The organism is Gemmatimonadota bacterium (genome assembly GCA_009838845.1).
In the GTDB taxonomy this organism is placed as follows: Bacteria; Latescibacterota; UBA2968; order UBA2968; family UBA2968; genus VXRD01.
The window spans coordinates 1-26,919 of sequence record VXRD01000082.1 but is presented as its reverse complement, the minus strand read 5'-3'; the positions used below and the strand labels follow the sequence as shown (position 1 = coordinate 26,919).

The window sequence follows — 26,919 nt, the reverse complement described above, 5'->3', positions numbered from 1 at the left end:
AAAATCCACCACCAAAAAAACCCCACCAAACCCCAATCAAACTGCCGCAAAAATTTAGACGCCTCCCCAATCACCTGAGAAGGCACCCCCCTGTAAATCGCGACAAAAGTCACAACACTGAGCAAAAGACCCGGCACAAAAGCGGCGCGCCACCCCCAAAGCGCAATGAGAATACCCGCGACAAACGACGACGAAAAACTCATCGCCGGACCCACCGCACTCCACGTACCCAGGACGCGCCCGCGTTCTCCCTCACTAAAAATCGACACAAGCAACGCCATACCCATCGGCGTCATCCCCCCCACGCCAATACCCTGAATCGCCCTGCCAGCCATCAACCAGCGCATATTCGGCGCCAGAAACGTCATCGTGGAACCAACGCCAAAAATCACAGTCCCCAGCAGAATCAACAACCGCCGGTCAACACCATCGCTCAAACGCCCATAAATCGGCATCAGAACGACAAAAGGCAGCATAAAAGCTGCCAGAACCCACGCCGTCAAATCCGCGGGAATCCCAAAATCATCCCGAATAACCGGCAGTGCAACCCGCGACATGCCAGACACCATAGGCATCAGCATAGACGAAAACATCAGGCTAATCAACACGCGCCGAGCCGCCCGAGGAGACAGCGGTTCTGCCTCCTCGGATTCTACCTGTCCCTTAGACAAACTCACCTCGCAATTCAACCAATCTTCATACCACACTCGCGGCCGTGTGCTTCGAGCAACGCCTTCCCCGCATCGTAAATCGCCCCAAAAGCATCCAAACTAACCATCACATCGCCACTCATGTGCTTCCCCGCCGCACGTACCTTATCACACGCCGCCTCATACGCCGCTATACACGCCGGATGATTCGGCTCTCCGGGATACCCCATAGACTGCGCGATATCCTGAGGACCACCCGCGAAAAACATAAGCCCATCAACCTGAAGAATCTCATCCAAATTGTCAAAAGCCGTCTTGCTCTCGAGCTGCGGCACAATAATGGTATTGTCATTTGTAAACTCAAAAATCTTCCGACTATCGCTGGTATCGTTCAAACCATAAGCCACGCGCTGACTCATCGCGCTCCGCCGACCCAAAGGCCCGTAAAAACCAAACTGAACAATCCGCTCGGCCTCCTCAGCAGTCTGCAAATTGGGCACCGTAATCATCTGCATACCCCGATCCAGAGCCGTCAAAATAGCCGCCTCGGACTGATCCACAACCCGCATAGTCGGCGTCATACCATAAGCATCGCAAAGGCGACAAACCGTCTCAATAGTCGGCAACGTCAATGCGCCGTGCTGCCCATCCAGCGAAATAAAATCCATCCCCATCTTAGCCGCCACTTCGATCACAATTTCTGAAACAAAACTCATCTGCACCCCAACGGCTTTTTCGCCATTGTGATAACGCTCGAGAATGCGATTTGGTGTAGCCATAAACCCCTCCCTATGTTGTGATTACTCAAAAAACCTAAACCCTCGCAAATTTTTGCAACCGCTGCCCCTGTCCCTCCATCCCGATCTCAGCCACATAAATACTACCCTCGTCATCCACGCAAAGCCCGTGCGGCGACTGCACAGCACTCTTATCTTCAAAGCGACAAATCAACTCCCCATCTGCAGACCACACACTGATGCGCCCCCCGCCCCCTTGCTCCGCCACATAAATCGTATTGTCATCCGTAATCCACACATCGCCCGGCATCATCACATCGGTCCACATCTCCATAAACTTGCCATCTGGATCAAAAATCTGAATGCGGCTATTCTCCCGGTCGCACACCAGAACCCGCCCGGTCTTATCGCACCCGATATTGTGCACCAATGCAAACTGCCCCGGTCCACTCCCCCCTTCGCCCCACACCGCGAGATGCTCGCCCTCGCGCGAATACTTGTGAACACACCGGCTGCCATACCCATCCGACACGTAAAACGAATTGCCATCTGGCGCGTAAGCAACACCCGTTGGCATATTGTATTCCCTGCGGTGAAACGTCGGACCGGGAACCCCGCGGGTACCCCATTCGCGTTCCAACTCGCCCAACCGGGTATAGCGCCTGACAATATGCTGATACGAATCCGTCAAAAACACCTTATCGTCCGGATCGATAAAAATGCCGTGTGATTGACTGATCAAATTCGGCGAAATACCAAAATCGCCATAACCCCACGACGTAATAAAATTGCCATCCTTATCAAACACAACCACGGGATGAATCCCGCGCGTAAATGCGTAAATGCGGCCCTGTGAATCCACCGCAGCATCCGACACCTGCGTAAACACCCACCCCTCGGGCAACTTCGCCCACCCCTCGACTTCCTCGTACCGATAATCGCCTTCTCCGAACAACATATTACACCTCCTTGAAAATAAAGAACAGACGGTCCCCTACTCCTCTTGATACTGCAACTGATAAAGCCGGGCATAGATCCCATTCTGCTTGAGCAGCGTATCGTGGTCGCCTTCCTCGCGGATTTGCCCGCGGTGCATCACCAGAATATTATCCGCATTTCGAATGGTAGAAAGACGGTGTGCAATCGCAATCGAAGTCCGCGACCGCATCAATTTTGCCACCGCATCCTGAATCCACATCTCGGTCTCCGTATCCACATTCGCCGTCGCCTCATCCAGAATGAGAATATCTGGACCAGAAGCCAGCGTACGCGCAAAAGATATCAACTGACGCTGACCAACCGAAAGCGAACTACCCCGCTCCAGCACCTCGTGCTCATAGGTAGCGGGCAACTTGTCGATAAACCGGTCTGCATTGACATCGCGCGCGGCTTGCTCGACCTCCTGGCGGCTAATGCGCGGATGTCCCAAACTGATATTGGCTTCAATATCGCCAGCAAAAAGAAAAACATCCTGTTGCACGACCCCAATGCGTCTGCGAAGCGCCTCGACATCCCACTCGCGAATATCGACACCATCTACCAGAATCGCACCCCGCTGAATATCGTAGAACCGGCACACCAGACTAATCACAGTACTCTTACCCGCGCCCGTCGCCCCGACCAATGCCAAACTCTGCCCCGGCGCAACGCGAAAAGACACATCGCGCAGCACCCACTCGCCTTCGTTGTACGCAAACCAGACATTTTGAAACGCGATCTCGCCCTTCAAGTGATCGGCGCTTACACTACCGCCAAGTGATTCTGGCTTCGTATCCAGCAACTCAAAAATGCGCTCTGAAGACGCCATAGCAACCTGAAGCACGGTAAAACGATCGGCAATATCGCGGAGAGGCATAAAAAACCGCGGAACATATTGCAACATCGCCACGAGCACGCCCCACTGAATTTCCCCATCCAGCACCCGCGCGCCGCCATACCACAACACCAGTGCGGACAACAAAACACCGCCCAACTCCATAATCGGAAAATAGACCGCATGATAAAACGAACTCTTTAGCCGCGCATCCAGATACTCCTTATTCGGATCTTCAAACCGCTTCACACAGCGATCTTCACAACCGAATAACTGCACCACCTCCATCCCGGACACAGTCTCCTGCAGCGATGAACTAAATCGCGCGAACAGCGTGCGCGCAACGCGATACGCAAAAAAGGTCTTATTCTGCAGCCACACGGTTGCGACAAAAGCCACCGGCAATGCGAGACAGATCAACAAGCCGAGCGTGACATCCATATAAAAAATGTATGCGAGAATCGTGATAATCGTAAAAATATCGCTAATCATCGACACAATGCCATCGGTAAACAACTCGTTGAGGGCATCCACATCATTTGTATTGCGCGCCATCAAACGGCCCACAGGCGTGCGGTCGAAAAAACGCATGGGCAACCGCTGCAAATGCATAAAAATCTGCAAACGCACATCGTGCATAGCCCACTGCCCGATCATATTGGTCGTCCAACTCTGGCAATACCCCACACCAAATTGCGCGACAAGCAGACCAATATAGAGCATGACCAGATAGGTCAACCCATCCGCATCTCCCGGCACGATATAATCATCCACCGCAATCTTGGTCAAATAAGGCCCGGCCTGCCGCACAACCGCTGCGACAATGATGAGCACAAACGTGAGAACAACCCACCACTTGTAGGGCCTGAGAAAGTTCATCAACCGCGCCATCAAACGCAGATCAAAACCCTTATGACCAATTTCCTCTTCTTCCATTACAATATTTCCAATTCCCGAGCCAGATGCTGGCGTCGAAACATATCCGCATAAATCCCATCGTACTCAACCAATTCATCGTGTGACCCCTGCTCTACAATGCGCCCCTCATCCAGCACAATAATATGGTCGGCATCTTTCACAGTTGAAATGCGATGGGCAATCAAAATCGTCGTGCGCGAAGCCATAATATCGCGCAAATGTTTGAGAATCTCTTCCTCAGTCCGCGTATCCACACTGGCCAATGCATCGTCCATAATCAGAATCTGCGGCTCTCGAATCACCGCGCGCGCAATAGCTGTGCGCTGCTTTTGTCCCCCCGAAAGCGTGACCCCGCGCTCTCCCACAATCGTCTCTAACTCATCGGGAAAAAGGTGCAAATCCGGAGCCAATTGCGAAATCTCGGTCGCGCGCGCAACATCGCCCTCTGCCCGCGTGCCCAAAGCCACATTTTCCCGAATCGTATCCGAAAACAAAAATGCGTCCTGCGGCACATACCCGGTCGCATCACGAATGGTCTGAAGCGGTATATCTTCCACCGGCTTGCCATCGACCAAAACCCGCCCTTCATCTGCCTGGATCAACCGGGGGATCAACCGCGCCAGCGTGGATTTTCCCGAACCCACGCGCCCCACCACGGCAAGCGTACTCCCCGCTGGAATCCGAAGATTGATATCTTTGAGCACGCGTTGACCATTGTAAGAAAAACTCGCATTGCGAAACTCAATCTCCCCCGTGATGCCATCTGTTGTACCACCCGCCACATCGGGTTGCGGCGATACTTTCAAAACCTCTTCAATACGCCTCAGCGAAGCCACAGCGCGTTGATACTCATCGACAATGCGCCCCAGCATCGACATCGGGCGACTCATCCGCAGCAAATACGCATTGAACGCCACAAATGCCCCCAGGCTCAAACTCCCCTCAATCACCCGCAGACCGCCCAGCCACAAAATCACAATCATAGAAACACCGCTCAACAAAAACGTGAACGGATAATACAGACTGCGGATCTTAATCAAATGGCGGTTGCGCGTGACGTATTCCTCATTGAGAATCCCGAAATCCACAATCTCAAGCGGGCGCATAGCAAAGGCTTTGACCATTCGCATACCCGTCAAATTTTCCTGAATTTTTGAACTAACGGCGGCAAATTGTTCCTGAACCCGTCGGTAGCCCACGCGCACCTTTTGCCCGACCCACCGCGCACAAAAAGCCATCACGGGCATAGGAGCCAGCGCCAAAAGAGCCAACTGCCAGTCAATGATGCACATCAAAATGAGACTGAGCACAAAACTCAAAACCGCCTGTAGCGACAGGCGATACGCAAAATAGAAAAACCGCTGAATCGCTTCCACATCATTGGTCGCCCGCGCCATTAAATCGCCCACGCGCTGCGCATGAAAAAAACTCAGCGGTAGCCGCACAATATGCCGCACATAAATCGTGCGAATATCGCGCTCTATAAAACGGGAAGCACTGGCAATAAACCAGCGCATCCCAAAGGACATGCCCCATTGCGCGATACCGAGCACGACCATGAGTGCCCCATACATCTGCAAATCGCCCATCGGGCTGCCCGTGATTGTATCGACCACATCGCCCGTAAGATCCCCGGCATCCAGCCCCGCTTTAGCCGTATCAATCGCCCATTTCATCAACAACGGAACGAGCGCCTGAACCACTTGCGTACCCAGCAACAGCATCAATCCCCAGAAAATCTTCCATCGGTGGGGATAGACATACTCCGCAAAGGGTTTAAAAAAGTTAAGCGTCATAAAAACCTCTACACCATCCCTCTCACCTGCTCCAATTTATCGTACAACCGCTTTGGCGACACCTTTTGCGCCGTACCGAGTTCCTGTGCAAAAACCGACACCCGAAACTCCTCGACCATCCACCGCAGCGCCTGCACTGCATCGCGCTTCGCACCCGTCAATTCCGGATCCATCAATTCATCCACCGCGTCTTGAAAAGGCTGAACCTGCTCGGCCTTTTGTCGGTCCTTCATCGGATCGAGCATCGCGCGTTCGGCCCGTATCACAATCGCCTTCAAAAACCGACCCAAATGCAACACCTGATCATAAGGCGTTTGTCGCAAAAAATCCGGCGGCATCAAACGCGCGAGATCGGCCTCCACCCCGGGATATCCACCGCGCAACAGGCGAATTTCTCGATGCGTTTCAAACAGCGATTCCATCGCCTGAATCAATTGCGGCGCCAGATGCTGCAAATACAACCGCGCCTGTTGAACGCGCGAATCAAAGCGCTGGCGCGTTATGGGAAACGCCGCGTCGCGCGTGAACAGATGCGCCATTAAATTTGCGTACGCACCCTCCCGCAAAGCCTCGCGCCCCCCCTCAAACTGCGCCAAATCGCCCAAAGACCGCTTCAACGCCCGCATCTCATCCCGCATTTCGCGCTCGCACAACCGCATCCAACCCGCCTGGGTCTCGCGTTCTGCCTCCTCCGCACGCTTAAACAAACACACATCCACGCGATCTCCCTCGCGCTTCAACCCCACATAGCCAAACACCGGCATCCCACCGGCTTGCATCACCTCTATGCGCTCGGGCAATTCACCTATCGTCTGCCCCGTCACATCTCGGCGCGCCACCTGCTTTTGCGCCCGCCTCCACGCATCGGATTGCACATCTTCTTCGCGCGCATCTAACTGCTCGCGCAAAACGCGCAAATCCCGCGCAGCCACAATCGCCTGCTCTTTCTCGTCTTGAACTTCCACGCGCATCTGCAAATGTTCCGGCAAATCGCGCACATTCCAATCGCTTTGAGAAATCTCAATACCGTAATGGCTCAAAATATGGGCAGACAGCGAATCCAAAAACGCGCCGTGCGTCGGCTGTAACGCCGCAGCAATCTCTCGCGCCTTATCCGGCACGGGGACAAACCGCTTGCGAATACTTTTTGGAAGCCCGCGCAACAAATGCGTAATCTTCTCTTCCAACAACCCCGGCACCAGCCAGTCCAGCACCTCGGGCTGTACAAAATGCACCATCTTGTACGGCAGTTGTAACGTCACGCCATCCCGATCCTGTCCGGGCCGATACGCATAAGAAAGCGGCACCTCTTCGCCATCCACCTCCAAAAAATTGGGAAACGCATCCCGATCAAAATCCACCTGCTCGCCCGCCAGATGCTTTTCGGACATCAGCAAAAAATCCGTGCCCTTCCTCTTAATCAGACGATTCAAATCGTGCGTAGAAGACACATTCTCCAATCGCTCGGCATAAAACCGATACGCAGCCTCGTCCAGATCCAGAAATTGCATCAACCGCTGTTGCATCTGCCAGGTTTCTACGCGCGCGCGCAAATCCCGATTCTGAGCCACAAATGGATATGGCAACGCCACCTCATCATTCACCAGAGCCTCGCGGATAAAAATCTCCGTCGCAGCACTGGCATCTATGCGTCCATACCCCACGCGCTTTTGCCCCACCTGCAAACCGTGCAGCGTCAATGTCTCGGTCGCCAGCACCCGCCCCGACCGCATACTGTAAAACGGCTCCTTATACGATGCCCGGCACAAATGTCCGCCCAATTCCGCCAGCCACGACGGCTGTATGCGAGCCACGGTGCGCGCAAACAAACGCGACGTCTCCACCACCTCCGCAGCCACAACCCAACCGGGCGTACTCTTTTTATCATCCTCCCCTCCCTCTCTCCGTTGAAACAGACCAGACCCGGGAAACAACATCACATCGCGCCCGCGCGCTGCGCGATACATATTGTCTTCCTTCTTTTGCGCCACATTGCCCAACAACCCACTCACCACCGACCGGTGAATCGCATCGTATCCCGCATCGTCCCGATTCATCCGAAAAGCACCCATCTCGCGCAGAGTGTGCCGAATCTGCATATAAATATCGCGCCATTCGCGCATGCGATTAAAAGACAAAAAATGCTGCTTGCAAAACTTCCGCATCTGGCTCTGCGTTCTCAATTTCTCAAACGTATCGTGATACGCCTTCCAGATATTCAGCAACGCGATAAAATCCGACTCTCCATCTACAAACCGCTTGTGCTCCTGGTCTGCGGCCTTCTCTTGCTCGAGCGGACGCACGCGCGGGTCCTGAATGCTGATTGCCGACGCAATAACCAGCACCTCGCGCAAAGCGCGTTCTTTTTGCGCTTGCAAAATCATCCGCGATACCGTCGGCGCAAGCGGCAAACGCGCCATATCGCGTCCCAGCGGCGTCAAACGCTTGCGATCATCAATCGCGTCCAGCGCCCTCAACACATTAAATCCCCCCTGAATCGCCTGAGAACGGGGGGGATCAATAAATGGAAACGTCTCGACATCGCCCAGCCGCAGCGCAATCATCCTCAAAATGACCTCAGCCAAATCCGACCGCTGAATCTCGGGCTGCGTGTACTCTGGCCGCGCGAGAAAACTCTTCTCATCGTACAGGCGAATACACACCCCATTTTGCACGCGCCCACACCGCCCTGCCCGCTGCCTGGCACTGCTTTGAGAAATCTCCTCCACCGGTAGCCGATGCGTCTGATTGCGCGGATTGTGCCGGCTGATTCGCGCCAGCCCCGTATCGATCACATATCGAATACCCGGAATCGTAATCGACGTCTCCGCAATATTTGTCGCCACCACAATGCGCCGATACCTCTGCGTGTAAAACACCTTCTGCTGATCGCCCGCTGTCAACCGCCCAAACAGCGGCAGAATTTCTGTAAAGCGGAAATGTCGCCCCTCCAAACGCCTGCGCGTCTCGTGGATATCCTTCTCCGTAGGCATAAAGACCAGAATATCGCCTCGTCCCGCATCAACCACCATATCCACCGCGGTCACCGCCGCATCGATATACGTCTCTCCAGCGAGATCTTCTATAGGCAAGTATTGCACATCCACCGGATACATCCGCCCGGACACTTCAATAATAGGCGCATTGTCAAACGCCTTTGAAAACGCCTCCGTATCAATCGTCGCCGATGTAATCACGATCCGCAACTCGGGGCGGCGCTTTTGCAACAGACGCAAATACCCCAGTAAAAAATCGATATTCAAACTGCGCTCGTGCGCCTCATCAATAATAATCGTATCGTACTCATACAAATTCGGATCGCCCTGAATCTCCGCGAGCAACATCCCATCCGTCATCATCTTGATCCGCGTCTCGGGTGCCGTCTCATCCTTAAACCGAATTTTGCACCCCACCTCGGCACCCCACGCGACATTTAACTCCTCTGCAATGCGCCGCGATACCGATAGCGCCGCCACGCGCCTGGGTTGAGTACACGCAATTTTCGCCGCCACACCGCGGCCAGCCTCCAAACACATCTTGGGCAACTGCGTCGTCTTCCCCGATCCCGTCTCACCCGCCACAATCACCACCGGATGTTCTCGAATCGCCCTGACAATCTCATCCTTCCGCGCTGTAATCGGCAACGCCTCTGGATACGTCAGGTGTAGCGGATTCTCCTCCCGGTCTTTCCGCAACGCCGCCGACCGCTCCGCCTGCACCTTCAGATTCTCCAACCGTCCCGTATCGCGTCGCTTTTGCCGCTGTATTTGCCGCAACTGCCGCGCAATCTCCATGCCATCTTTAAGCATACACGCGGGCAGCAGCGACCACACAGCCGACATTGGACTCGGCCGCTTTCTGCGCGATCTGCGCTTTTTTATTTGTTGGTTTTTACTCGCCATCCTATCCTTCGGTATATCAACGCTGAATCCGCCTATAATCCATCCCAATATTCCCACATATCATCCGGCGTCTCAAAGCGCATATCGTTATTATCCCTCCGCCGAAATCGACTCACAAATGCCATGCGAATATCTCGCCCACAATTTACCCCCGGGCTGTGCAACATCAAATGATGCCAGAACGTCACCGTGCCTGGCGGTCCTGTAACATCAACCGGCGTGGGAAGGTCGTAATACTCCCCCTGCGCATTGCGAAATGCATCTAACCCATTCACCAGACTGTGCGTCTTAAAATACTCATAAGCCCGCTTGTGCGCACCCGGCCAGATCGAAAACCCACCCGAGCGCGGCTTGACGTGATTGATATTCACCGTCACCGCAATCGCAAAAGTATCCACCACGCCTTCACACGTATAGCCATCCAGATGCATCTGCCTGGCCGGCGTCCAATTGTCGTGTCCCTCGGGATAAATCATCTTGGCAAATGTGTAATTCGACACTGCCAGGGTCCCTTTACCCACCATCTCTTCGCACATATCCTGAATCGGGGTCTCCGTCAACGTCGCTCGCACATCGGGATGGTTGCTGCATTTCAAATTTCCCTTCGGTCCTGCATTGATCCACGTCTCGGGATCATCGCGATCTGCCTCGATCTCCTCCCACAACACATCCACCGCCTTATCGATCAAGTGCATCGGCACGACATCGCTTTTGACAACATACCCTTGCTCTTTGAAATGCAATTTTTCTTCATCGGTAAAATAAGCCATAACCTTCTCTCCCAGGTGAAGATTGGTAAAAATAGGACAGACAAAATATCGGTCTTTTTGTTAAAAAATCAAACGCGAAACGAACTGTCGTTTATCCTTCCCATTGCTCAACCTCAAAAGGATTTCCTCATGACATCGCGTTTTACTCCTTCGATAAAGAGAACTTTTTGTCTCATAACGAGCGACAGATTGAAATATTCTGTCGCATAACAGGCGACAGGGACCCGCCTGTACTGATCGAAAATAAACAGACTTGGCGTGTAATATCAACATGTTAAAAAAAAGATAGGTATCTGGCATGTCATTTGCAGATAGACTGCGAAAAACACGCACCCCTAACCCATTCCATACGTGGTCTCACATGCCAGATCAACTATTTCTCAGTCCGCTATTCCGCATTCTGCGAACAAAGTATTGCCAGATTGTACTTTTCACACTCCTCCCTTCATCTGCTCACACAGCCTTTGAATTTCAACCCATTGGTGCCCATACCTCAGGTGCTGGCGATGCGGGCGTGGCACTCGCAACCGGTGCTGCAGGCGCATTTTGGAATCCCGCGGCATTGGCCTGGGGCAAGCGAATAAGCTTGTTTGGCACGTATGATCGGCCCTTTGGAATAGCCGAACTGGCAACCCATGCGTTCAGTGCTGGCCTGCGGATTGGCCGCCACGGCCTGGGCGCGAGATATACGGGATTTGGGTTCGCGCTATACAAAGAGCAGGTATTTGGTCTCATTTATGGACTGCGCATATATCCAAAACTGAGCCTGGGACTCGGCATACGCGCCTTGCAACTGAGCACAGCGGGAATACCCACACAACACTGGGTGGTATTCGATGCGGGAATAAAATTGCAGATACGCGAAGGCGTCTTTCTGGGCGCAACAATCTGGAATGCAGGTGGCAGTCACACATCGCTTTTGGGACAGGGTGGCACCGTGGGAATGGGCATTGTCGCCATGCCGAGAGTCGCGCTGGTGGCAGATATACAGAAAGAAGCGAATTTTCCCACAGGTGCGGGCATTGGGATAATGTATCATATCCACCCCCAACTGGTGCTACGCACAGGAGCAGGTAGCCGCCCGGAAAGATTGAGCGCGGGGTTTGGCCTGCGAAAAAATGGCTTTGCGATTGACTATGCCGCAGTATGGCATACAGTACTGGGAATCACGCACCGCGCTTCGGTAATCTACGAGCATTACTAAGGTATCCGCGCTTGACAGGATTTGGGCCTTCGGCTATTTTGGAATCATGAATTTGGCCTTGAAAATTTTGCGCGAAATCGCTCTTTTGGGTGCGTGTGCCATATTTACGGCAATAATCGGATTGATTGTAATCGATCAAATTGCAATGCCGATCTATGTGCGGCAAGGCGTAGAAGTCGCCGTTCCCGACCTCATCGGGCTTACCCCTTCACAGGCGCAGGCGCAATTGCAAAACAAGGGCCTGCGCATGAAAGAGCGAGAACCGCGCTGGGATACTTCTGTGCCTGCAGGACAAATTGTGTGGCAAAATCCGTCTGCCCTCTCGCACGTAAAACCCAATCGCACGGTCTATATTGCGCCGAGTTTGGGGCAGCGTCTCCACGTCGTACCCGATCTTCGCAACCGCCCTCTGCGACAGGCTCAATTGTGGATTACACAGGCGGATTTGACCGTCGGTAAAATCACCGAAATATCATCTTCAGAAATAAAAGAAGGCAATATTATCGACCACAAACCCAAAGCTGGCGAAAAAGTCGCCCAGGGGACGCAGGTCGAACTGATTGTAAGCACGGGTCCGCCTCGCGCATTTGTCAATATGCCCCGGGTTACCGAGCTAAAATTAGACGAAGCCCGGCGTCTGTTATTATCGCTCGGTCTGCAACCCAATAATATCCGATACGAATTTAGCACTGCTTATGAACCCGACATCGTAATCCGCCAGGAGCCAGAATCGGGCACGCCAATAAAACGCGGGTCTCCTGTGCTATTGATTGTGAGTAAGCTGTGAGAAATTTTATTTGAGGTTAAAATGGTAAAAATCGCCCCATCATTTCTCTCTGCCGATTTCCGCACGCTCGAAAATCAGGTGCGCCTGGTCGAAGAGGCCGGTGCCGAATATATCCATCTGGATATTATGGACGGGCATTTTGTGCCCAATATCACCTTTGGAGCGCTGGTCGTCGAAGCCATTCGCAAAACAACAGACCTGGTGCTGGACGTGCATCTCATGATATCTGAACCCGGTAAATATTTGCAAGATTTTGCCGACGCAGGCACAGATATTTTGACCGTTCATGTCGAAATCGAAGAAGATGTACCCCCACTGTTGGATCGCATCCGAAAAGCCAATATGAAAGCCGGTGCTACCCTGCGCCCGGGCACGGAAATCGAGGCGTTATTTCCTCTGTTACCCAGCCTGGACCTCGCACTCATTATGTCGGTCGAACCTGGCTTTGGTGGCCAGTCATTTATGCCGGCGTCTCTCGATCGGGTGCGGGCATTAAAAGCCGAAATCGTGCGGCAGGAATTGGACGTCGAAATAGAAATTGACGGTGGCATTGGCGTAGAAAACGCACATCAGGTGGTCGAAGCGGGCGTACAAGTGCTCGTAGCGGGTTCAGCGGTATTTCGCGACGGGGCCATTGCAAAAAACGTACAGGCCATTCGCCAGGCGGCAATGGGATAGGGATTTTCGTCCGCTTATTTCTTGCATAAAATCGGCGAATCTTCTATATTTCTCCGTCTTGCCCCGCCATTTTTAAGGGTTTTTCATGTTTGAAATGTTGACAGAGCGCCTCAATGGCGTATTTAAGCAACTTCGCAGCCGCGGTCGATTGAGCGAGGCGAACATCGACGACGCCATGCGAGAGGTGCGCCGGGCATTGCTCGAGGCAGATGTCAACTACAAAGTTGCCCGCTCTTTTATTGCGCGGATCAAAGAACGCGCAATAGGTCAGGAAGTGCTCAAAAGCATCACGCCCGGGCAACAAGTTGTAAAAGTTGTCCACGACGAATTGATCGCGTTGATGGGCAATCAAAATGCCGCATTGCAATTTGCGGAATCGCCACCCTCAGCAATAATGATGGTTGGGCTCCAGGGATCGGGTAAAACGACAGCCTCAGCAAAATTGGCCCGACTATTGGCATCGGAAAACAAAAAACCCTTGCTCGTGGCGGCTGATATTTATCGTCCCGCAGCAATTGATCAACTTTGCGTGCTCGCCGAGCAAGTGGGCGTGCCCGTACACCGGGCGCCAGAAGGCACCGATCCGGTCGATATTTGCACGCAAGCGATGGATCGGGCGAAAAATGAAAATCGCGATGTCGTGATACTCGATACAGCGGGTCGGCTACACGTGGATGACGAGCGCATGGATGAGGTATTTCGCATCCGCGAAGCCGTATCGCCCTCAGAAATTCTGTTTGTGTGCGACGCCATGACCGGGCAAGATGCCGTATCGTCAGCCTCGGCCTTTTACGAAAAACTCAATTTTTCGGGTGTAGTACTCACGCGCATGGACAGCGACACCCGCGGCGGCGCAGCTTTATCCATCCGCGAGGTTGCCGGCGTCCCGATTAAATACATCGGCGTCAGCGAAAAAGTCGATGGCCTGGAAGTATTTCATCCCGACCGCATGGCCTCTCGCATTTTGGGCATGGGCGATGTGGTTACACTGGTGGAAAAAGCACAGGCGTCCATTGACGATGAACAGGCGAAAAAAGTCGAGCAAAAGCTTCGCTCGGCATCGTTCACATTTGACGATTTCCTCGAGCAAATGGCGCAAATCAGGCAGATGGGCCCCTTAGATCAACTGATGAAAATGATTCCCGGAGTAAGCAAGTCCATGCCGGACTTGCAGGTGGATGAAAAGGCCTTCACGCATATTGAGGCAATCATCTATTCAATGACCCCAGCAGAACGCGACAAACCGCATATTATTAATGGCAGCAGGCGCAAACGCATTGCAAATGGCAGCGGGCGCAGTATTCAAGATGTCAACAAATTGCTCAAGCAATTCAACATGATGCAAAAAATGATGAAACGCATGTCCCGTATGGAAAAACAGGGCAAAATGGCAATTCCGATGTTCGGATAACACAAAGGAGTTTGATTTGGTTCGACTTCGCTTACGTCGTATGGGCGCAAAAAAAGCGCCGTTCTTCCGCGTGGTAGCGGCCGAGGCCTCCTCACCTCGCGACGGACGGTTCATCGAGGTTTTGGGGCATTATAATCCGACAAAAGATCCCCAGATTATCGAATTAAAAGAAGACCGCATAAGGTATTGGTTGGGCGTGGGCGCACAGCCATCCGATACAGTGCGCAGTTTATTTCGCCAAAAGGGTCTGCTCAAACAAGATCAGAATGAAGACGCGCAACCTGAGGATGCTGAGTCAGACGCCCCATCTGAGGAATGAGTCTTGGAGCCGGATTTTGTCACGATTGGCAAAATCATGAAACCCCGGGGCATTCGGGGTGAAGCTTTTTTGCTACCGCTGACCGATTTTCCACAACGATTTGACGACTTGGACTCTGTGCGCGTTGAAGCGCCCGATGGCACATATTCTGCATTAAACGTGGCTTATGTACGCGCTTATGGTTCGCGCCTGGCAATCAAATTTCAAGACATTGACACCCCTGAACATGTGGGACGATTGCGCGAACACTTTATTTTGGTACCCCGCGATGCTGTGCATCCCTTACCCGACGATTCGTTTTACGTTTTTGAACTCGAGGGACTACCAGTTGAAACAGCATCGGGCACCATGGTGGGACATGTCGTAGAAGTCCTGTCGTATCCGGCCAACGATGTGTATGTGGTAGATCGCAACGGCGAAGACGTATTGATCCCAGCCGTACGCGAGATTGTCCACGTGGATCAAAAAGCCGGAAAAATTATCGTGCAGGAAATCGAAGGGCTTTTGTAGGACGACCATCTGTGATGCGAATAGACGTAATCACAATTTTTCCCGATCTGATTCGGGATGTGCTGAAATACAGTATCCCGCGACGCGCCATTGATGCGGGATTGATCGACATTTTGGCGCACGACCTTCGAGACCACGCAGACGACAAACACAAAACAATCGACGATACGCCTTATGGCGGCGGTGCGGGGATGATCTTCAAACCCGAACCCATTGCACGCGCGATAGAAGCACTCCCCACAGGTGGCCGCGTGATTTTTCTCACGCCTCAAGGACGGCTATTTACGCAATCTGTGGCCAATGAATTGTCTTTGTCAGACCATCTCGTATTGTTGTGCGGACACTATCGCGGCATTGATGAGCGCGTCCGCGAAAACTATGTCGATGATGAAATTTCAATTGGTGATTACGTGCTCAGCGGCGGCGAATTGCCCGCCCTCATTTTGATTGATGCATTGATCCGGTTAATTCCCGGCGCCATTGGCAATGCCGAGTCGGCACTTGAAGACTCGTTTCAAAATGGCCTGTTGGATTGTGCGTGGTACACGCGACCTCGTGAATTTGAAGGCTTAACCGTGCCAGAGGCGTTACTTAGCGGAGATCACAAAAAAGTCGCCCAATGGCGGCGAGACAACGCGCGACAACGCACGCTTGAGCGACGCCCCGATTTGTTGGAATAGACGAATAGACGAATAGACGAACCCCGCCCAACCACCCAAAATCACTACGAGCTTCGATTCGTTGATTCGTTGATTCGTTGATTCGTATTGAACTTTAATTTTTTTCAGGAGTATGTAAATCATGGATGCCATTTTGAAATCTGTTTCCGAAGCACAACTGCGCGATGATATACCCGCGTTTGAAGCTGGCGATACCGTGCGCGTACATGTCCGCGTGGTAGAAGGGGAAAAAGAACGCATCCAGCTCTTTGAGGGTGTGGTCATCCAGCGCCGGGGACCGGGTATTCACGCGACATTTACAGTTCGAAAAATTAGCACGGGTGGCGTTGGGGTAGAGCGCATCTTTCCACTGCACACGCCTCGCATAGCCAAAATTGAAGTACTGCGTCGCGGTAAAGTGCGGCGATCGAAAATTTTTTACCTGCGCGATCTGCGCGGTCGTGCTGCCCGCATTACAGAACGTCGATAGGAATTCTATTATGCCTCCTCGCCGAGCGCGACAACGCCACACCCCCAAACCCCGGCCAAAGTTGCCCTATTCAGAACGGAATATGTGGCTATTTGGGCTCGGGCTTGCCACCATTGCACTGGGCTATGTTTTTCTTTCGCTACCGCCAGTCGATGGCTTTATGTCGCTCACGCTTGCCCCGCTGCTGCTCGTACTCGGTTACTGCGTATTGATCCCAATAGCCCTGCTCAGTGGCAATAAAAAAGATGAGCCATCAACCGATGTGAGATAGGTTTAAACATTATCCGGGCGGTTAGCTCAGTTGGTTAGAGCGCCTGCCTTACAAGCAGGAGGTCACTGGTTCGAATCCAGTATCGCCCACCATAAACTTAAAAAAGGCTTGCAAGAATTCTTGTAAGCCTTTTTTTCTTAGGGCTTGATTTTTCCGTATAAGAAGCTAATTTGAAACATCGCGAGTAATCTGTATTCCTTTCCGTCTTTTGAATTGAGGACCCCATGAAAATTACAGACATCGAAGTCATCACATTCCGAGTGCCAGGCGGCAGGTCTCGACCGAGTAAGTGGGGCTACGGCATCTGGGGAGAAGAGCAAAAAGAATCGGCAAGCTCGATCTTCAAAATCGCTACAGATGAAGGGCTTGAAGGATATATGGTCGGTGGCGACCGCCGATATCTCGAAGGCCCGATCAAGCGCCTGTTGATCGGTGAAGATCCCTTAGCGCGTGAAAAAATCTGGAACTGGATGGACCAGTTGGTCACCTTCGGTCACAGTTTGCCAGAGCACGTGATGGGCGCAGTCGATTGCGCCCTTTGGGACCTGCTGGGCAGAATGGTTGACCTGCCCGTACACAAGATCCTCGGCGGTGCGCGCGACAAAGTAAAAGCTTATGCCAGCACCTATCCAAACATCGGCAAACCCGAAGACTATGCCGAACATGCACTCGAATGCAAAAAACAGGGATACAAAGCATACAAAGTTCACGCGTACATCTGCTGGAACCCACACACCTGGGAACCTGCCCCACAGGTACCCGGATTTCCCAAAGAAGACATAGAAGTATGCAAAGCCGTGCGCGAAGCCGTCGGCGACGACATGGTCTTGATGTTAGACCCCTTTGGCGTTTACACTTTAGAGCAATCGCTGTGGGTCGGTCGCGAACTGGAAAAACTGAATTACTACTGGCTGGAACATCCCATGATCGAAACGCGAACAGAAGCATACCGACGATTGACCCGCGAACTGGACATCGCCATACTCTCGCCAGAACACATTCCCGGCGGCGTCTTTACACGCGCCGAATGGGTACTCCAGGGCGCATCTGACATGCTGCGCATCGATCAAAACTATGGCGGCATCACGGGATGCTACAAAATGGTCAACATAGCACAGGCCTTCGGCATTCAGTGTGAAATGCACTATGGCGGATGGGCAAACATGCAAATCCTGGGCGCAACAACAGAAGCAACTTGTGAATACTATGAACGCGGCCTCTTGCGTCCCGACTTCGACTACGAAACCCCACCCCCCTATTTGAATTCCATTGTAGATCCCATGGATGATGACGGCAATGTCATCCTCCCTCAGCTACCAGGTCTGGGATTTGATTTCAACTGGGACTATATTAACGACAATCTGGTTGACCCATAACAGAACATTGGCCACCAGAACCAGGAGGACGATAGAAAAGGAGACCAGCTATGGCCAGAATACTTGAGGAAGATGCAAGCGGCGCTGTCGTCTATCAGATCACCGACGACCCACTCGAAAAATCCAATATTTACTGCGAACAGCCCTACTGTTCGGCGGACTCCCGGGTTTTTGTGTACGAACGACAAAATCCGAAATCCAGCTCTAACTACAACGAATATGTGATCTGTGAATTCGGGACCTGGAAGAGTGAGGTTGTGGGGCAGGGACTGCGGGCACCGGGGATGAGCCACACCGGGATCTTTTACTACCGCCACGTACAGGAGGGAAAATGCCTGGAACTGCGGCGGGTGGATCTCGCCACGGGCGAATGGGAGGTGATCTTCGAATTTCCCGAAGATTTTCAGCACCGGGGGATGGACACAGTGTCTCCCGACGAGCGCTACTACGCCTATGGCGTCACCCTCAGCCTGGAACCCCAGATGTTTGGGATCGAACTGCTGGATTTGAAGACCGGCACGCGGGATCTCATCCACACCGATCCGGATATTTGCAACCCCCACACCCAGTTCGAGCCCACCTGGGGCAAGCAAATTATGGTACAGCACAACCGGGGGTGCAAAGTACTGCCCGACGGTACCAGAGCGGTAATTTTCGGAGAACAGGGTGCCACAGAATTTCTCCTGGACATCCCGAGCGGAAAGGTGACGCGGTTGCAGGTAGGGGAACCTTATACGCCCAGCATCGTAGGACACGAAGCCTGGATTGCAGGAACGAACGAGATCTTGCTCACAGTCCGTGCCCCAAACGCCCGGGGGCTACACAGCCCCGAAGAATGGTATTTTGCAGAAGGCGACTACACCCCCGAAAAGGGCAATCTGCTGGGCGTAAAAGCCGGGGCACCGCCCCGGAGCGTCTCGCGCGGGTACCGATTTAATCACCTGGGGACATCTCCGTGCGGCCAGTACTTTTTTGCCGATGACTGGCAGGGATCCGGCAAGCTCATACTGGGATCCATCCAGACGGGAAAAAATGCGGTCGTATGCGACGCCCGCACCTCAATTCTCGTCAAAAAAGCGCATCCGCACGCCTACGCCACTCCGGATATGCGGTGGATGGTGTTCACATCCGACCTGAGCGGACAGCCCCAGATTCACGTGGCCTCCATACCACCGGATCTGGTAAATGGACTGAACGGGACAGCGAATGGACTGAACGGGACAGCGAATTGAGAGAAACATACTTTAAGCGAAAGGGGTAAATCTTGAACAGTGATCCAGGGCTTCCCACCGTTGCACCAGAAGATGTGGGACTATCGGCTACGCGCCTGCACCGCATCAACCGCGTGATGCAACGCTATATCGACGAAGGCAAACTCGTCAGCATTATAACGATGGTCTGTCGGCAGGGCAAAATCGCGCATTTTTCATGTTTCGGGACACAAGACACAAAAGTACCCACAACGCGCGATACGATTTATCGGATTTATTCAATGACCAAACCGATCACAACTGTCGCGGCCATGATGCTCTTTGAAGAGGGACTCTTTCAACTGGATGATCCCGTATCGAATTATATTCCAGAATTGAATGATGTAAAAGTCTTCGCCGGTACAGGCATACCCCCAGAGAACCTGGAGCGAGAAATCACAATTCGCCATTTGATGACCCACACATCGGGGATGACCTATGGCTTTATGGGCAATTCGCCCGTCGAACAAATGTATAATGAGGCAAAAATTAATCGGCCAGACCATTCGACAAAGGAAATGGTACAAACACTGGCAACACTGCCGCTGGCGAATCAACCGGGTACAGCCTGGCGCTACAGCGTATCGACCGACGTACTCGGGCATTTTGTCGAAGTTGTTTCCGGCATGCCCCTTAATGCATTTTTCAGAGAGCGAATTTTAGATCCCCTGGGCATGGAAGACACGGAATTTTGGGTGCGCGAAGGACAGGGCCATCGGTTTGCGACAAATTACGGCCCGGCACAAGAAGGTGGGATTCGAGTAATTGACGACCCGGCAACCAGCAAATTTTCCAGTCCGCAAAAATTCTATTCCGGCGGTGGCGGATTGGTCTCCACAGCCTCTGATTATATTCGCTTCTGCCACCTGATGCTCAATGGGGGCGCGTTTCAAGGCGTACGGCTATTGGGACGCAAAACCGTCGAACTGATGACAATGAACCACTTGCCCGACGAACTGATGCCCATCTCTCTGGGACTGACAAATCTATCGGGTGAAGGTTTTGGATTGGGAGGCGCGATATTGCTCGATGCAGCCGCTGGCGGTCCCGGCAGTGTGGGAACATTCCGCTGGGGCGGCGCGGCAACAACAGCGTTCTGGATCGATTATGAAGAAGAACTCGTCGGATTATTGCTCACGCAATTTATGCCCGCAAATTACTATCGCATTCGCGCTGAATTCAAGACACTCGTGTACCAGGCACTGATTGGGTAATGATTTTTTTACATCGGAAACCATTCACCGCACTGATAGGGATATTTATCATCTTCCTTCTATTAACACCCGTTTTGGGTGAGCAAATACCCAATGTAGATCGCGTAGTCGTGTACAAAAAAAAACGCGTGTTGCAATTGTGCCGGGGCGACAGCGTGCTCAAACAATATCCAATTGCACTGGGCAAATCGCCCGAGGGTCATAAAGTAAGAGAAGGCGACTCGCGGACGCCAGAAGGCCGCTACATATTGGACTGGCGCAATCCCAATAGCAAATACTATCTATCTATACACATATCCTATCCAAACAAAGCCGACAAACAACGCGCAGACTCCCTTGGTGTAAACCCAGGCGGAGCTATCATGGTTCACGGATACCCAACGGGGAAATCGGCATCGCTGTGGAATAGATACTGGTTCTTGGGACGCGATTGGACGGATGGATGTATAGCCGTATCAAACGAAGCCATGGATGAAATTTGGGCTTCTGTAAAAGATGGAACGCCAATTGATATCCATCCATAGTCACAATCAACTTTATGGAGACAATAATGAGCGGACGATTTGGATACAACATGGACAAATCCACACCCCTTGAAGAAGGCATTGTATGGGGTGCAGAAAATGGATTTCGCTATATCGACTTTCAGGCCGATATGCCCCCAAATAATCTAACTTCTTTTGACAATGCGCGCGTAAAACGCATTCGAGATTTGTGCGAGAAACACGCAGTGCAAATCGGCGTACATCCCTCTTCTGCCATTAACAATGCCGAATATGTCCCAATCTTATCCGAAGCAGTCGATGACTATGTGAACGCCAATTTTGACCTCGCAGTTCGGTTGGGATGCGGCTGGATCGTCGGCCATGGGGGCTATCACTTTGGTGATACAGGTCTGCGCCGAGATGCTGCCATAGAACGCATGAAGCGGCTGGTACATCGAGCGGAAAAAACCGACGTCGCGATCTATTTTGAAAACCACAACCTGGAACCCGAACACGCCGAAATTCACTATTTGCCGCACAATGTTGAAGAGACGCAATGGTTTTTTGATGCCATTCAATCCGATCACTTCAAGTGGGCTTTCAACGTCGCGCACGGACATCTCGTACCCGAAGGCTGGGATGGATTTCTCGATACCTTTGGCGTAGATAACATCGGCCAGGTACGCATAAATGATAACAATGGCGATCGCGAAATACACCTGGTACCGGGAGAAGGCACAATCGATTTTGCCGCGCTCTTCAAACGCTTAAACGCCATGGGCTATGAGGGATGGTTCAGCCTGGGCTTTGGAAATGCAGCCGACAAAATTCGCATAAAAAACGAGTTTGAAAAAAATTTATAAGGAGGAAACATTGTCGTTAGTCACAGTTATCGGACGTGGGCATTCGGGCACGCGCTTGATCTCCCACACGCTCTATGCCAGCGGTATGTACATGGGACGCTTGATCAATGCATCGGGCGATAAAATGCCTCCCCAGGCGCTGTACGATGCGTGCCGCGTAATGGCAAAATACGTAAAATGGAATGGCGGATTATCGTGGGATTTTGATGACCTGCACACCATGGACATCGACCCCGAATTTATCCACCTCGTCGAAACCTATTTGCAAGACGTGCTTCCCCCCAGAAATCGGTACGAGAACTACGGATGGAAATTACCCGAGACCACACTCGTCTATCCGTGGATCGTGCGCATGTTTCCCGATGCAAAATACATTCACTGGGTGCGCGACCCGCGCGATTGTATTTTGAGTGGGCATAAAACAGATGATTTGAGCGATTTCGATATTCAATATCCGCACACAGATGACATACGCAAACGGCGGGCGATTTCCTGGTTATATCAGTATGAAATCATGAAATCCACGCCCGTGCCCAAACACTGTATCACCGTGCGATTTGAGGATGCGATATTAAATCAGGAAGAGACATTTGCGCGAGTAGAGGCATTCCTCGGATTTCCATTGGGCAAAGTGATCGTACGTCCCGATTCCGTAGGCAGATGGAAAACCGATGATGGCGTCCATAATTTTGAATTTTTGCATCCCGCGATGAAAGAATACCAATACATCTAAAAATCCCAAACATGCCCTACAAAACCTTCGACCGCTCCAAACTCAAACTCCGCCCGCTCGACCAGCGGGAACACGACCTCTCTGTCGATCAAATTCCCGACCTCGACGCGCCAATACCTCCCTTTGACAACCCCAACCTTCCCATCGTCGCAGATCGAATAGTACACGCCAGGCAAAACAATCGCGCGGTCATCTTCATGATCGGCGCCCACGTCATTCGCGCCGGCGCTGCGCGCTATCTCATCGACCTGATGGAACGCGGCCTCATCACCCATATTGCGGGCAATGGTGCCTGCGCCATTCACGACTACGAATTTGCCCGCATCGGCGCAACCACCGAAAGCGTGGGCAGATATATCCGCACCGGAGAATTTGGACTGTGGACAGAAACAGGCGACCTCAACCTCATTGCCCAGACAGCGGCGCAAAAAGGCATTGGACTGGGCGAAGCCGTTGGGCGCGACATCCTCGAAAGCAATTACCCACACAAAGACATCAGCATTTTTGCCGCTGCAGTCCGACTCAACATCCCCATCACCACACACGTCAGCATCGGTTATGACATCGTCCACGAACACCCCAACTGCGACGGTGCCGCGATTGGCGCGAGCACCTACACCGACTTCTTAATTTTCACAGAATCCATCTCCCACCTCGAAGGCGGCGTCCTCCTCAACATCGGCACGGCCATCATGGGACCTGAAGTCTATCTCAAAGCCCTCGCCATGGCCCGCAATGTCGCCCGCCAGGAAGGTCGCAGCATCGCCAAATTTACCACGGCTGTCTTCGACCTCATCCCCCTCGGCGACGACCTCGACACCGAAGCCCCCAAAACCGACCCCCGCTACTACTACCGCCCCTTCAAAACCATCCTCGTTCGCACCGTGCGCGACGGCGGCGAAAGCTATTATATCCAGGGCGACCACCGGGAGACAATTCCAAATTTATATCGGCTAATAAGAGCAAAGTAAGCCCACTCACCACGCAACATGGATCATATGCCCCTGCCCGTGGAACCATATCCAATCCACGACAACACCGATTGCCGTGCCCGCCATATAAGCGACCATCATACCCAGAAAAAGCGGTGTCAACCTGCGATAGCGCTCCAGGCCGCCAAGCCGCAACACAATCGTCTTCAAAGCCCAAACAAGAAAAATCGTCAGCGTTGTATTGCGAAGCGGTGCAGAAGCTGAAATCGTAAACCCAATCGGATGAAGCGGAAACCCCGGAAACCGATACCGCAAGAAAAACAACAAACCCGTAAATGCGGCGCCAATTCCCAAAAAACCGATACGATCCCAACTCGTACCCATTGTCCCGGCTTGAATGCGCCCCGCAGCGAGCTGGTTAAACCCCGCCAGATTCAGCGCCCCAATACCCCTGAAACTCACAGTCCCAAAATTGTAACTCCCCATCACATAATAGCCGTAATACAAAATAAATCCCACAGCCGTCGCAGCCCCAATCAACGCCCCCAACATCACACCCGGCGCGAGCGCTTTGCGCAACCTGCTATTTATTTCCATACCCAACCTCGGCACATGCGCCATAGGCGTCATCGCAAACGTCTTGGCATCGCAGGCAAACGCATTGGTCAGCGTCAAAATCACCGCACTGCCCGGTCCCATGCCCAAAACGCCGAACAAATGCCAGGTAAAAGCCTGCGCCGTGATCGGTCCCCGCAAAAAAATAAGCCCGCTCTCCACCATAATCCGCGCCAATCCCAAATACAAGACCAGCGTGGCAAAATAAAATGCCAGAATGGGACCCCAGGCCATACCCGCGCTTTTCAACCACAACAAAAGATATACAGAACAGCCCAGCATCATCCACACAGAGGTCCGATACGACATCAACTCCTCGGTATCATCCACGCGATCATCGCCCCAGAACGCTTTGCGAAAAACATCCCGCAAATGCGACCGCGCAATCCACAAACCCCAGCCGACAAAGACGATCATCCCCCCAAAACTCTGCCACCCCACCGCCGCGTGAAAAGACCCCCACGGATCCACACTGCCCACTTCCAGACCAATGCGATTAAACACCCCTGCCTGCACAATAGCCAGCACAGAAAAAAACCAGATTGAAAACAGCACTTCCAGATTCGTAAAATAGCCAAACACCAGTGTCAAAAGACTGAACCGAAACTGAAAAGGCGGAAAACCCCGCGCAAGAGGCAACAATTTAGACGCAAAATTCCCACTCAAAATGGGCGGCGGCGGCACTGCCACATAAAACCAGGTAACCATAAACCAGCAAATAATCAGAAAGGTGACTGCAAATCCCACCAGAAAAAATCGCGACCGCACCAGAGATGAAAGCGTGCCGTGCGTTCCAGACACACCCGTCAGTTCCAAAAGCGCGCGCGCCACGGGAAAAGCCAACCGCTCGTGCGCCATCCACTGCTTTCGCAAAATCACACTCAAGCAGAGATTGACACCCAGTATAGCACCCAAAAAAGTGCCCCACCAGAACAGCGGGGCAATCCACAAACGCCACGGAAACCCCTCCCCAGGCGGGAGTCCCTCGTAAAAATGCGTCACAGCCGCACGATCATTTACCACAGCCCACCCCGGCAAATGCGGCAACAGCAATTCTCCCCATCGGTTCTCTGCCGACGCAAAATAGTGCGGCATAGTGAGCGCTTCGAGAAAATAATTCGACAGCCACTCACCCTGCATACACGCAGCCACTATGCCTATGCAACACACGACCAGCAGCTCAGACGGCGACAAACTGCGCTGTCCCAGAAACAGATTGCCCACCAGCAAAAACAAATACGGAATGAGCAAAGCCACGGACAAATGCGCGTGGTCAGCGCGTGTGGAATGCAGCACCAGACTCGCGTAAACAGGCCAAAAATTGACCCACGCTGCCATGACCAGACCGATTACAAGCGACCGCCGCGTCACTTTTGATAGAACAGTAGTCTTAGAAGGTACTTTTTTCATCCGCGGCCCTATCGCGCACGAGCCACCGCGACAACGCGCTTGGCAAATTGGGAGAGATCATCCATCAGGGAATACATCGTGGGCAGGAGAACAAGCGTCAGAATGGTTGAAATAGACAATCCCGATACCACGACCAAACCGATGGGACCCCAGCGGCGGGCTGTGCCTTCGGCATGGCCGAAAAGCATTGGAATAACCAGTGGCATCAGGCCAATAATGGTGGTCGTAGCAGTCATCATAATCGGACGCAAGCGATCTTGCCCACCGCGGATAATGGCATCGCGGCGAACAAGTCCCTGTTTTCGGTATCTGTTGATGTGATCGACCAGAACAATGCCATTATTCACCACAATACCAAAAAGCACCAGAAGGCCGTACTTCGCATTGCTATCCATAGCAATCTTAAAAGTGTAGAGACCGAGCGCGACGCCGATGAAAGCAAAGAAAATGCAGAACATAATGGTAAGCGGATGGACATAGGATTCAAAGAGCGAAGCCATAATAATATAAATGAGAATCAGTGCGAAAATCATCGTCTCAAAATCCCGATCCCGTTTTGCATCCATAGACTTGAATCGGCGGTCCATCTGATACGTATATCCCTCAGGCAGAGGCACATCTTCCATACGCGCTTTCATAATCTGTCCCACGCTGAACACTGCTTTTTGCTCTGTACTGGCAAAAACAGTTAGCGTGGGCAGGCGGTCTTCGCGGGAAATGGCATTGGGTCCCTGTATGAGATTGAAATCCGCCAAACTCGAGAACGTGACCATACCACCCTTATCGCTTTCAAACTCCGTTGTTTTGAGCTGCTCGAGATTAGCGCGATCTTCTTCGCGGAGTTGAACGGTAATATCGAGCTCGCCATGGGGTGTTTTGAAGTGTGAAGCCCCGCGCGACCCGAGTGCCGAAGCGATATTCGTAGCAATATCGCGCGGAGAAATGCCATACCGCTGTGCCCGTTCGCGATTTACAACCACGCGAATCTCTTCCATACCCGTCTCCAGGCTGGTTTCAATCTCGTGAACGCCGGGCATCCCCTGCATACTCATTTCAATATCCTCTGCCAGAACCTCCAGAATTTCCTGCTTGCGTCCTTTGAGTTCAACACCCACCCCCGCAGTCC

25 protein-coding genes and 1 tRNA gene are annotated in these 26,919 nt (G+C 52.5%); 17 read left to right on the top strand and 9 right to left on the bottom strand.

Going from position 1 to position 26,919, the window contains the following annotated elements:
* The 7 genes from F4Y39_10545 to F4Y39_10515 all read right to left on the bottom strand — a co-directional run.
* Positions 1-707 (bottom strand): MFS transporter (locus F4Y39_10545; protein MYC14151.1); only part of this gene is annotated, 707 nt, incomplete at its 3' end.
* Positions 686-1,429, bottom strand: a complete 744-nt coding sequence (locus F4Y39_10540) for a hypothetical protein (protein ID MYC14150.1) — start codon at positions 1,427-1,429, stop codon at positions 686-688. The genes F4Y39_10545 and F4Y39_10540, both read right to left, overlap by 22 nt.
* 34 nt (positions 1,430-1,463) lie before the next feature.
* On the bottom strand, positions 1,464-2,345 hold the full coding sequence (locus F4Y39_10535) for a hypothetical protein (GenBank protein MYC14149.1): 882 nt from the start codon (positions 2,343-2,345) through the stop codon (positions 1,464-1,466).
* Between the two features lie 36 nt (positions 2,346-2,381).
* Entirely contained in the window at positions 2,382-4,136 is a 1,755-nt protein-coding gene (locus F4Y39_10530; protein MYC14148.1) for an ABC transporter ATP-binding protein, read from the bottom strand.
* Positions 4,136-5,914, bottom strand: a complete 1,779-nt coding sequence (locus tag F4Y39_10525; GenBank protein MYC14147.1) for an ABC transporter ATP-binding protein — start codon at positions 5,912-5,914, stop codon at positions 4,136-4,138. The genes F4Y39_10530 and F4Y39_10525 overlap by 1 nt, the downstream gene beginning before the upstream one ends.
* An 8-nt stretch (positions 5,915-5,922) precedes the next feature.
* On the bottom strand, positions 5,923-9,723 hold the full coding sequence (gene hrpA, locus F4Y39_10520) for an ATP-dependent RNA helicase HrpA (protein MYC14146.1): 3,801 nt from the start codon (positions 9,721-9,723) through the stop codon (positions 5,923-5,925).
* 125 nt (positions 9,724-9,848) lie between these two features.
* The gene (locus F4Y39_10515) at positions 9,849-10,586 is read right to left on the bottom strand and encodes a hypothetical protein (GenBank protein MYC14145.1); all 738 of its coding nucleotides are present in this window, start codon (positions 10,584-10,586) and stop codon (positions 9,849-9,851) included.
* 361 nt (positions 10,587-10,947) lie between these two features.
* Here F4Y39_10515 and F4Y39_10510 point away from each other — a divergent pair, with 361 nt between their 5' ends.
* The 17 genes from F4Y39_10510 (at position 10,948) to F4Y39_10430 (ending at position 23,807) form a co-directional block, all read left to right on the top strand.
* Entirely contained in the window at positions 10,948-11,790 is an 843-nt protein-coding gene (locus F4Y39_10510; protein MYC14144.1) for a hypothetical protein, read from the top strand.
* 46 nt (positions 11,791-11,836) lie between these two features.
* Positions 11,837-12,577 (top strand): PASTA domain-containing protein, encoded by a 741-nt coding sequence (locus F4Y39_10505; GenBank protein ID MYC14143.1) that lies wholly within the window; start codon positions 11,837-11,839, stop codon positions 12,575-12,577.
* A gap of 21 nt (positions 12,578-12,598) precedes the next feature.
* Positions 12,599-13,255 (top strand): ribulose-phosphate 3-epimerase, encoded by a 657-nt coding sequence (gene rpe / locus F4Y39_10500; protein ID MYC14142.1) that lies wholly within the window; start codon positions 12,599-12,601, stop codon positions 13,253-13,255.
* An 85-nt stretch (positions 13,256-13,340) separates the two neighbouring features.
* Positions 13,341-14,666 (top strand): signal recognition particle protein, encoded by a 1,326-nt coding sequence (locus F4Y39_10495; protein MYC14141.1) that lies wholly within the window; start codon positions 13,341-13,343, stop codon positions 14,664-14,666.
* A gap of 16 nt (positions 14,667-14,682) precedes the next feature.
* Positions 14,683-14,985 carry a 30S ribosomal protein S16 gene (gene rpsP / locus F4Y39_10490; protein ID MYC14140.1) on the top strand — a complete coding sequence of 101 codons (303 nt, stop codon included), beginning with the start codon at positions 14,683-14,685 and terminating at the stop codon, positions 14,983-14,985.
* Between the two features lie 36 nt (positions 14,986-15,021).
* Complete coding sequence (gene rimM, locus F4Y39_10485; GenBank protein MYC14139.1) at positions 15,022-15,495, top strand: 16S rRNA processing protein RimM; 474 nt, start codon at positions 15,022-15,024, stop codon at positions 15,493-15,495.
* 14 nt (positions 15,496-15,509) lie between these two features.
* The gene (trmD, locus tag F4Y39_10480; GenBank protein MYC14138.1) at positions 15,510-16,175 is read left to right on the top strand and encodes a tRNA (guanosine(37)-N1)-methyltransferase TrmD; all 666 of its coding nucleotides are present in this window, start codon (positions 15,510-15,512) and stop codon (positions 16,173-16,175) included.
* A 121-nt stretch (positions 16,176-16,296) separates the two neighbouring features.
* Positions 16,297-16,644: a 50S ribosomal protein L19 gene (locus tag F4Y39_10475; protein ID MYC14137.1), complete on the top strand. Its 348-nt coding sequence runs from the start codon at positions 16,297-16,299 to the stop codon at positions 16,642-16,644.
* A gap of 10 nt (positions 16,645-16,654) precedes the next feature.
* Positions 16,655-16,915 carry a hypothetical protein gene (locus F4Y39_10470; GenBank protein ID MYC14136.1) on the top strand — a complete coding sequence of 87 codons (261 nt, stop codon included), beginning with the start codon at positions 16,655-16,657 and terminating at the stop codon, positions 16,913-16,915.
* A gap of 15 nt (positions 16,916-16,930) precedes the next feature.
* Positions 16,931-17,007 (top strand) — tRNA-Val (locus F4Y39_10465).
* 132 nt (positions 17,008-17,139) lie between these two features.
* Positions 17,140-18,291, top strand: coding sequence for an enolase (locus tag F4Y39_10460; protein ID MYC14135.1), 1,152 nt, complete (start codon positions 17,140-17,142; stop codon positions 18,289-18,291).
* Positions 18,292-18,341: 50 nt separating this feature from the next.
* The gene (locus F4Y39_10455; GenBank protein ID MYC14134.1) at positions 18,342-19,523 is read left to right on the top strand and encodes a hypothetical protein; all 1,182 of its coding nucleotides are present in this window, start codon (positions 18,342-18,344) and stop codon (positions 19,521-19,523) included.
* A gap of 116 nt (positions 19,524-19,639) precedes the next feature.
* Positions 19,640-20,755: a beta-lactamase family protein gene (locus F4Y39_10450; protein MYC14133.1), complete on the top strand. Its 1,116-nt coding sequence runs from the start codon at positions 19,640-19,642 to the stop codon at positions 20,753-20,755.
* A complete protein-coding gene (locus F4Y39_10445; GenBank protein MYC14132.1) occupies positions 20,755-21,279 on the top strand; it encodes a L,D-transpeptidase family protein in 525 nt (174 codons plus the stop codon). Before F4Y39_10450 ends, F4Y39_10445 begins: the two co-directional genes overlap by 1 nt.
* A 14-nt stretch (positions 21,280-21,293) precedes the next feature.
* Positions 21,294-22,103 carry a sugar phosphate isomerase/epimerase gene (locus F4Y39_10440; protein ID MYC14131.1) on the top strand — a complete coding sequence of 270 codons (810 nt, stop codon included), beginning with the start codon at positions 21,294-21,296 and terminating at the stop codon, positions 22,101-22,103.
* A 10-nt stretch (positions 22,104-22,113) separates the two neighbouring features.
* Positions 22,114-22,836: a hypothetical protein gene (locus tag F4Y39_10435; protein ID MYC14130.1), complete on the top strand. Its 723-nt coding sequence runs from the start codon at positions 22,114-22,116 to the stop codon at positions 22,834-22,836.
* Between the two features lie 11 nt (positions 22,837-22,847).
* Positions 22,848-23,807, top strand: a complete 960-nt coding sequence (locus F4Y39_10430; protein ID MYC14129.1) for a hypothetical protein — start codon at positions 22,848-22,850, stop codon at positions 23,805-23,807.
* 6 nt (positions 23,808-23,813) lie between these two features.
* Here F4Y39_10430 and F4Y39_10425 read toward each other — a convergent pair whose 3' ends face one another.
* The gene (locus tag F4Y39_10425; protein MYC14128.1) at positions 23,814-25,793 is read right to left on the bottom strand and encodes a hypothetical protein; all 1,980 of its coding nucleotides are present in this window, start codon (positions 25,791-25,793) and stop codon (positions 23,814-23,816) included.
* Positions 25,794-25,801: 8 nt separating this feature from the next.
* A partial coding sequence (locus F4Y39_10420; GenBank protein ID MYC14127.1) for an efflux RND transporter permease subunit occupies positions 25,802-26,919 on the bottom strand: 1,118 nt, incomplete at its 5' end.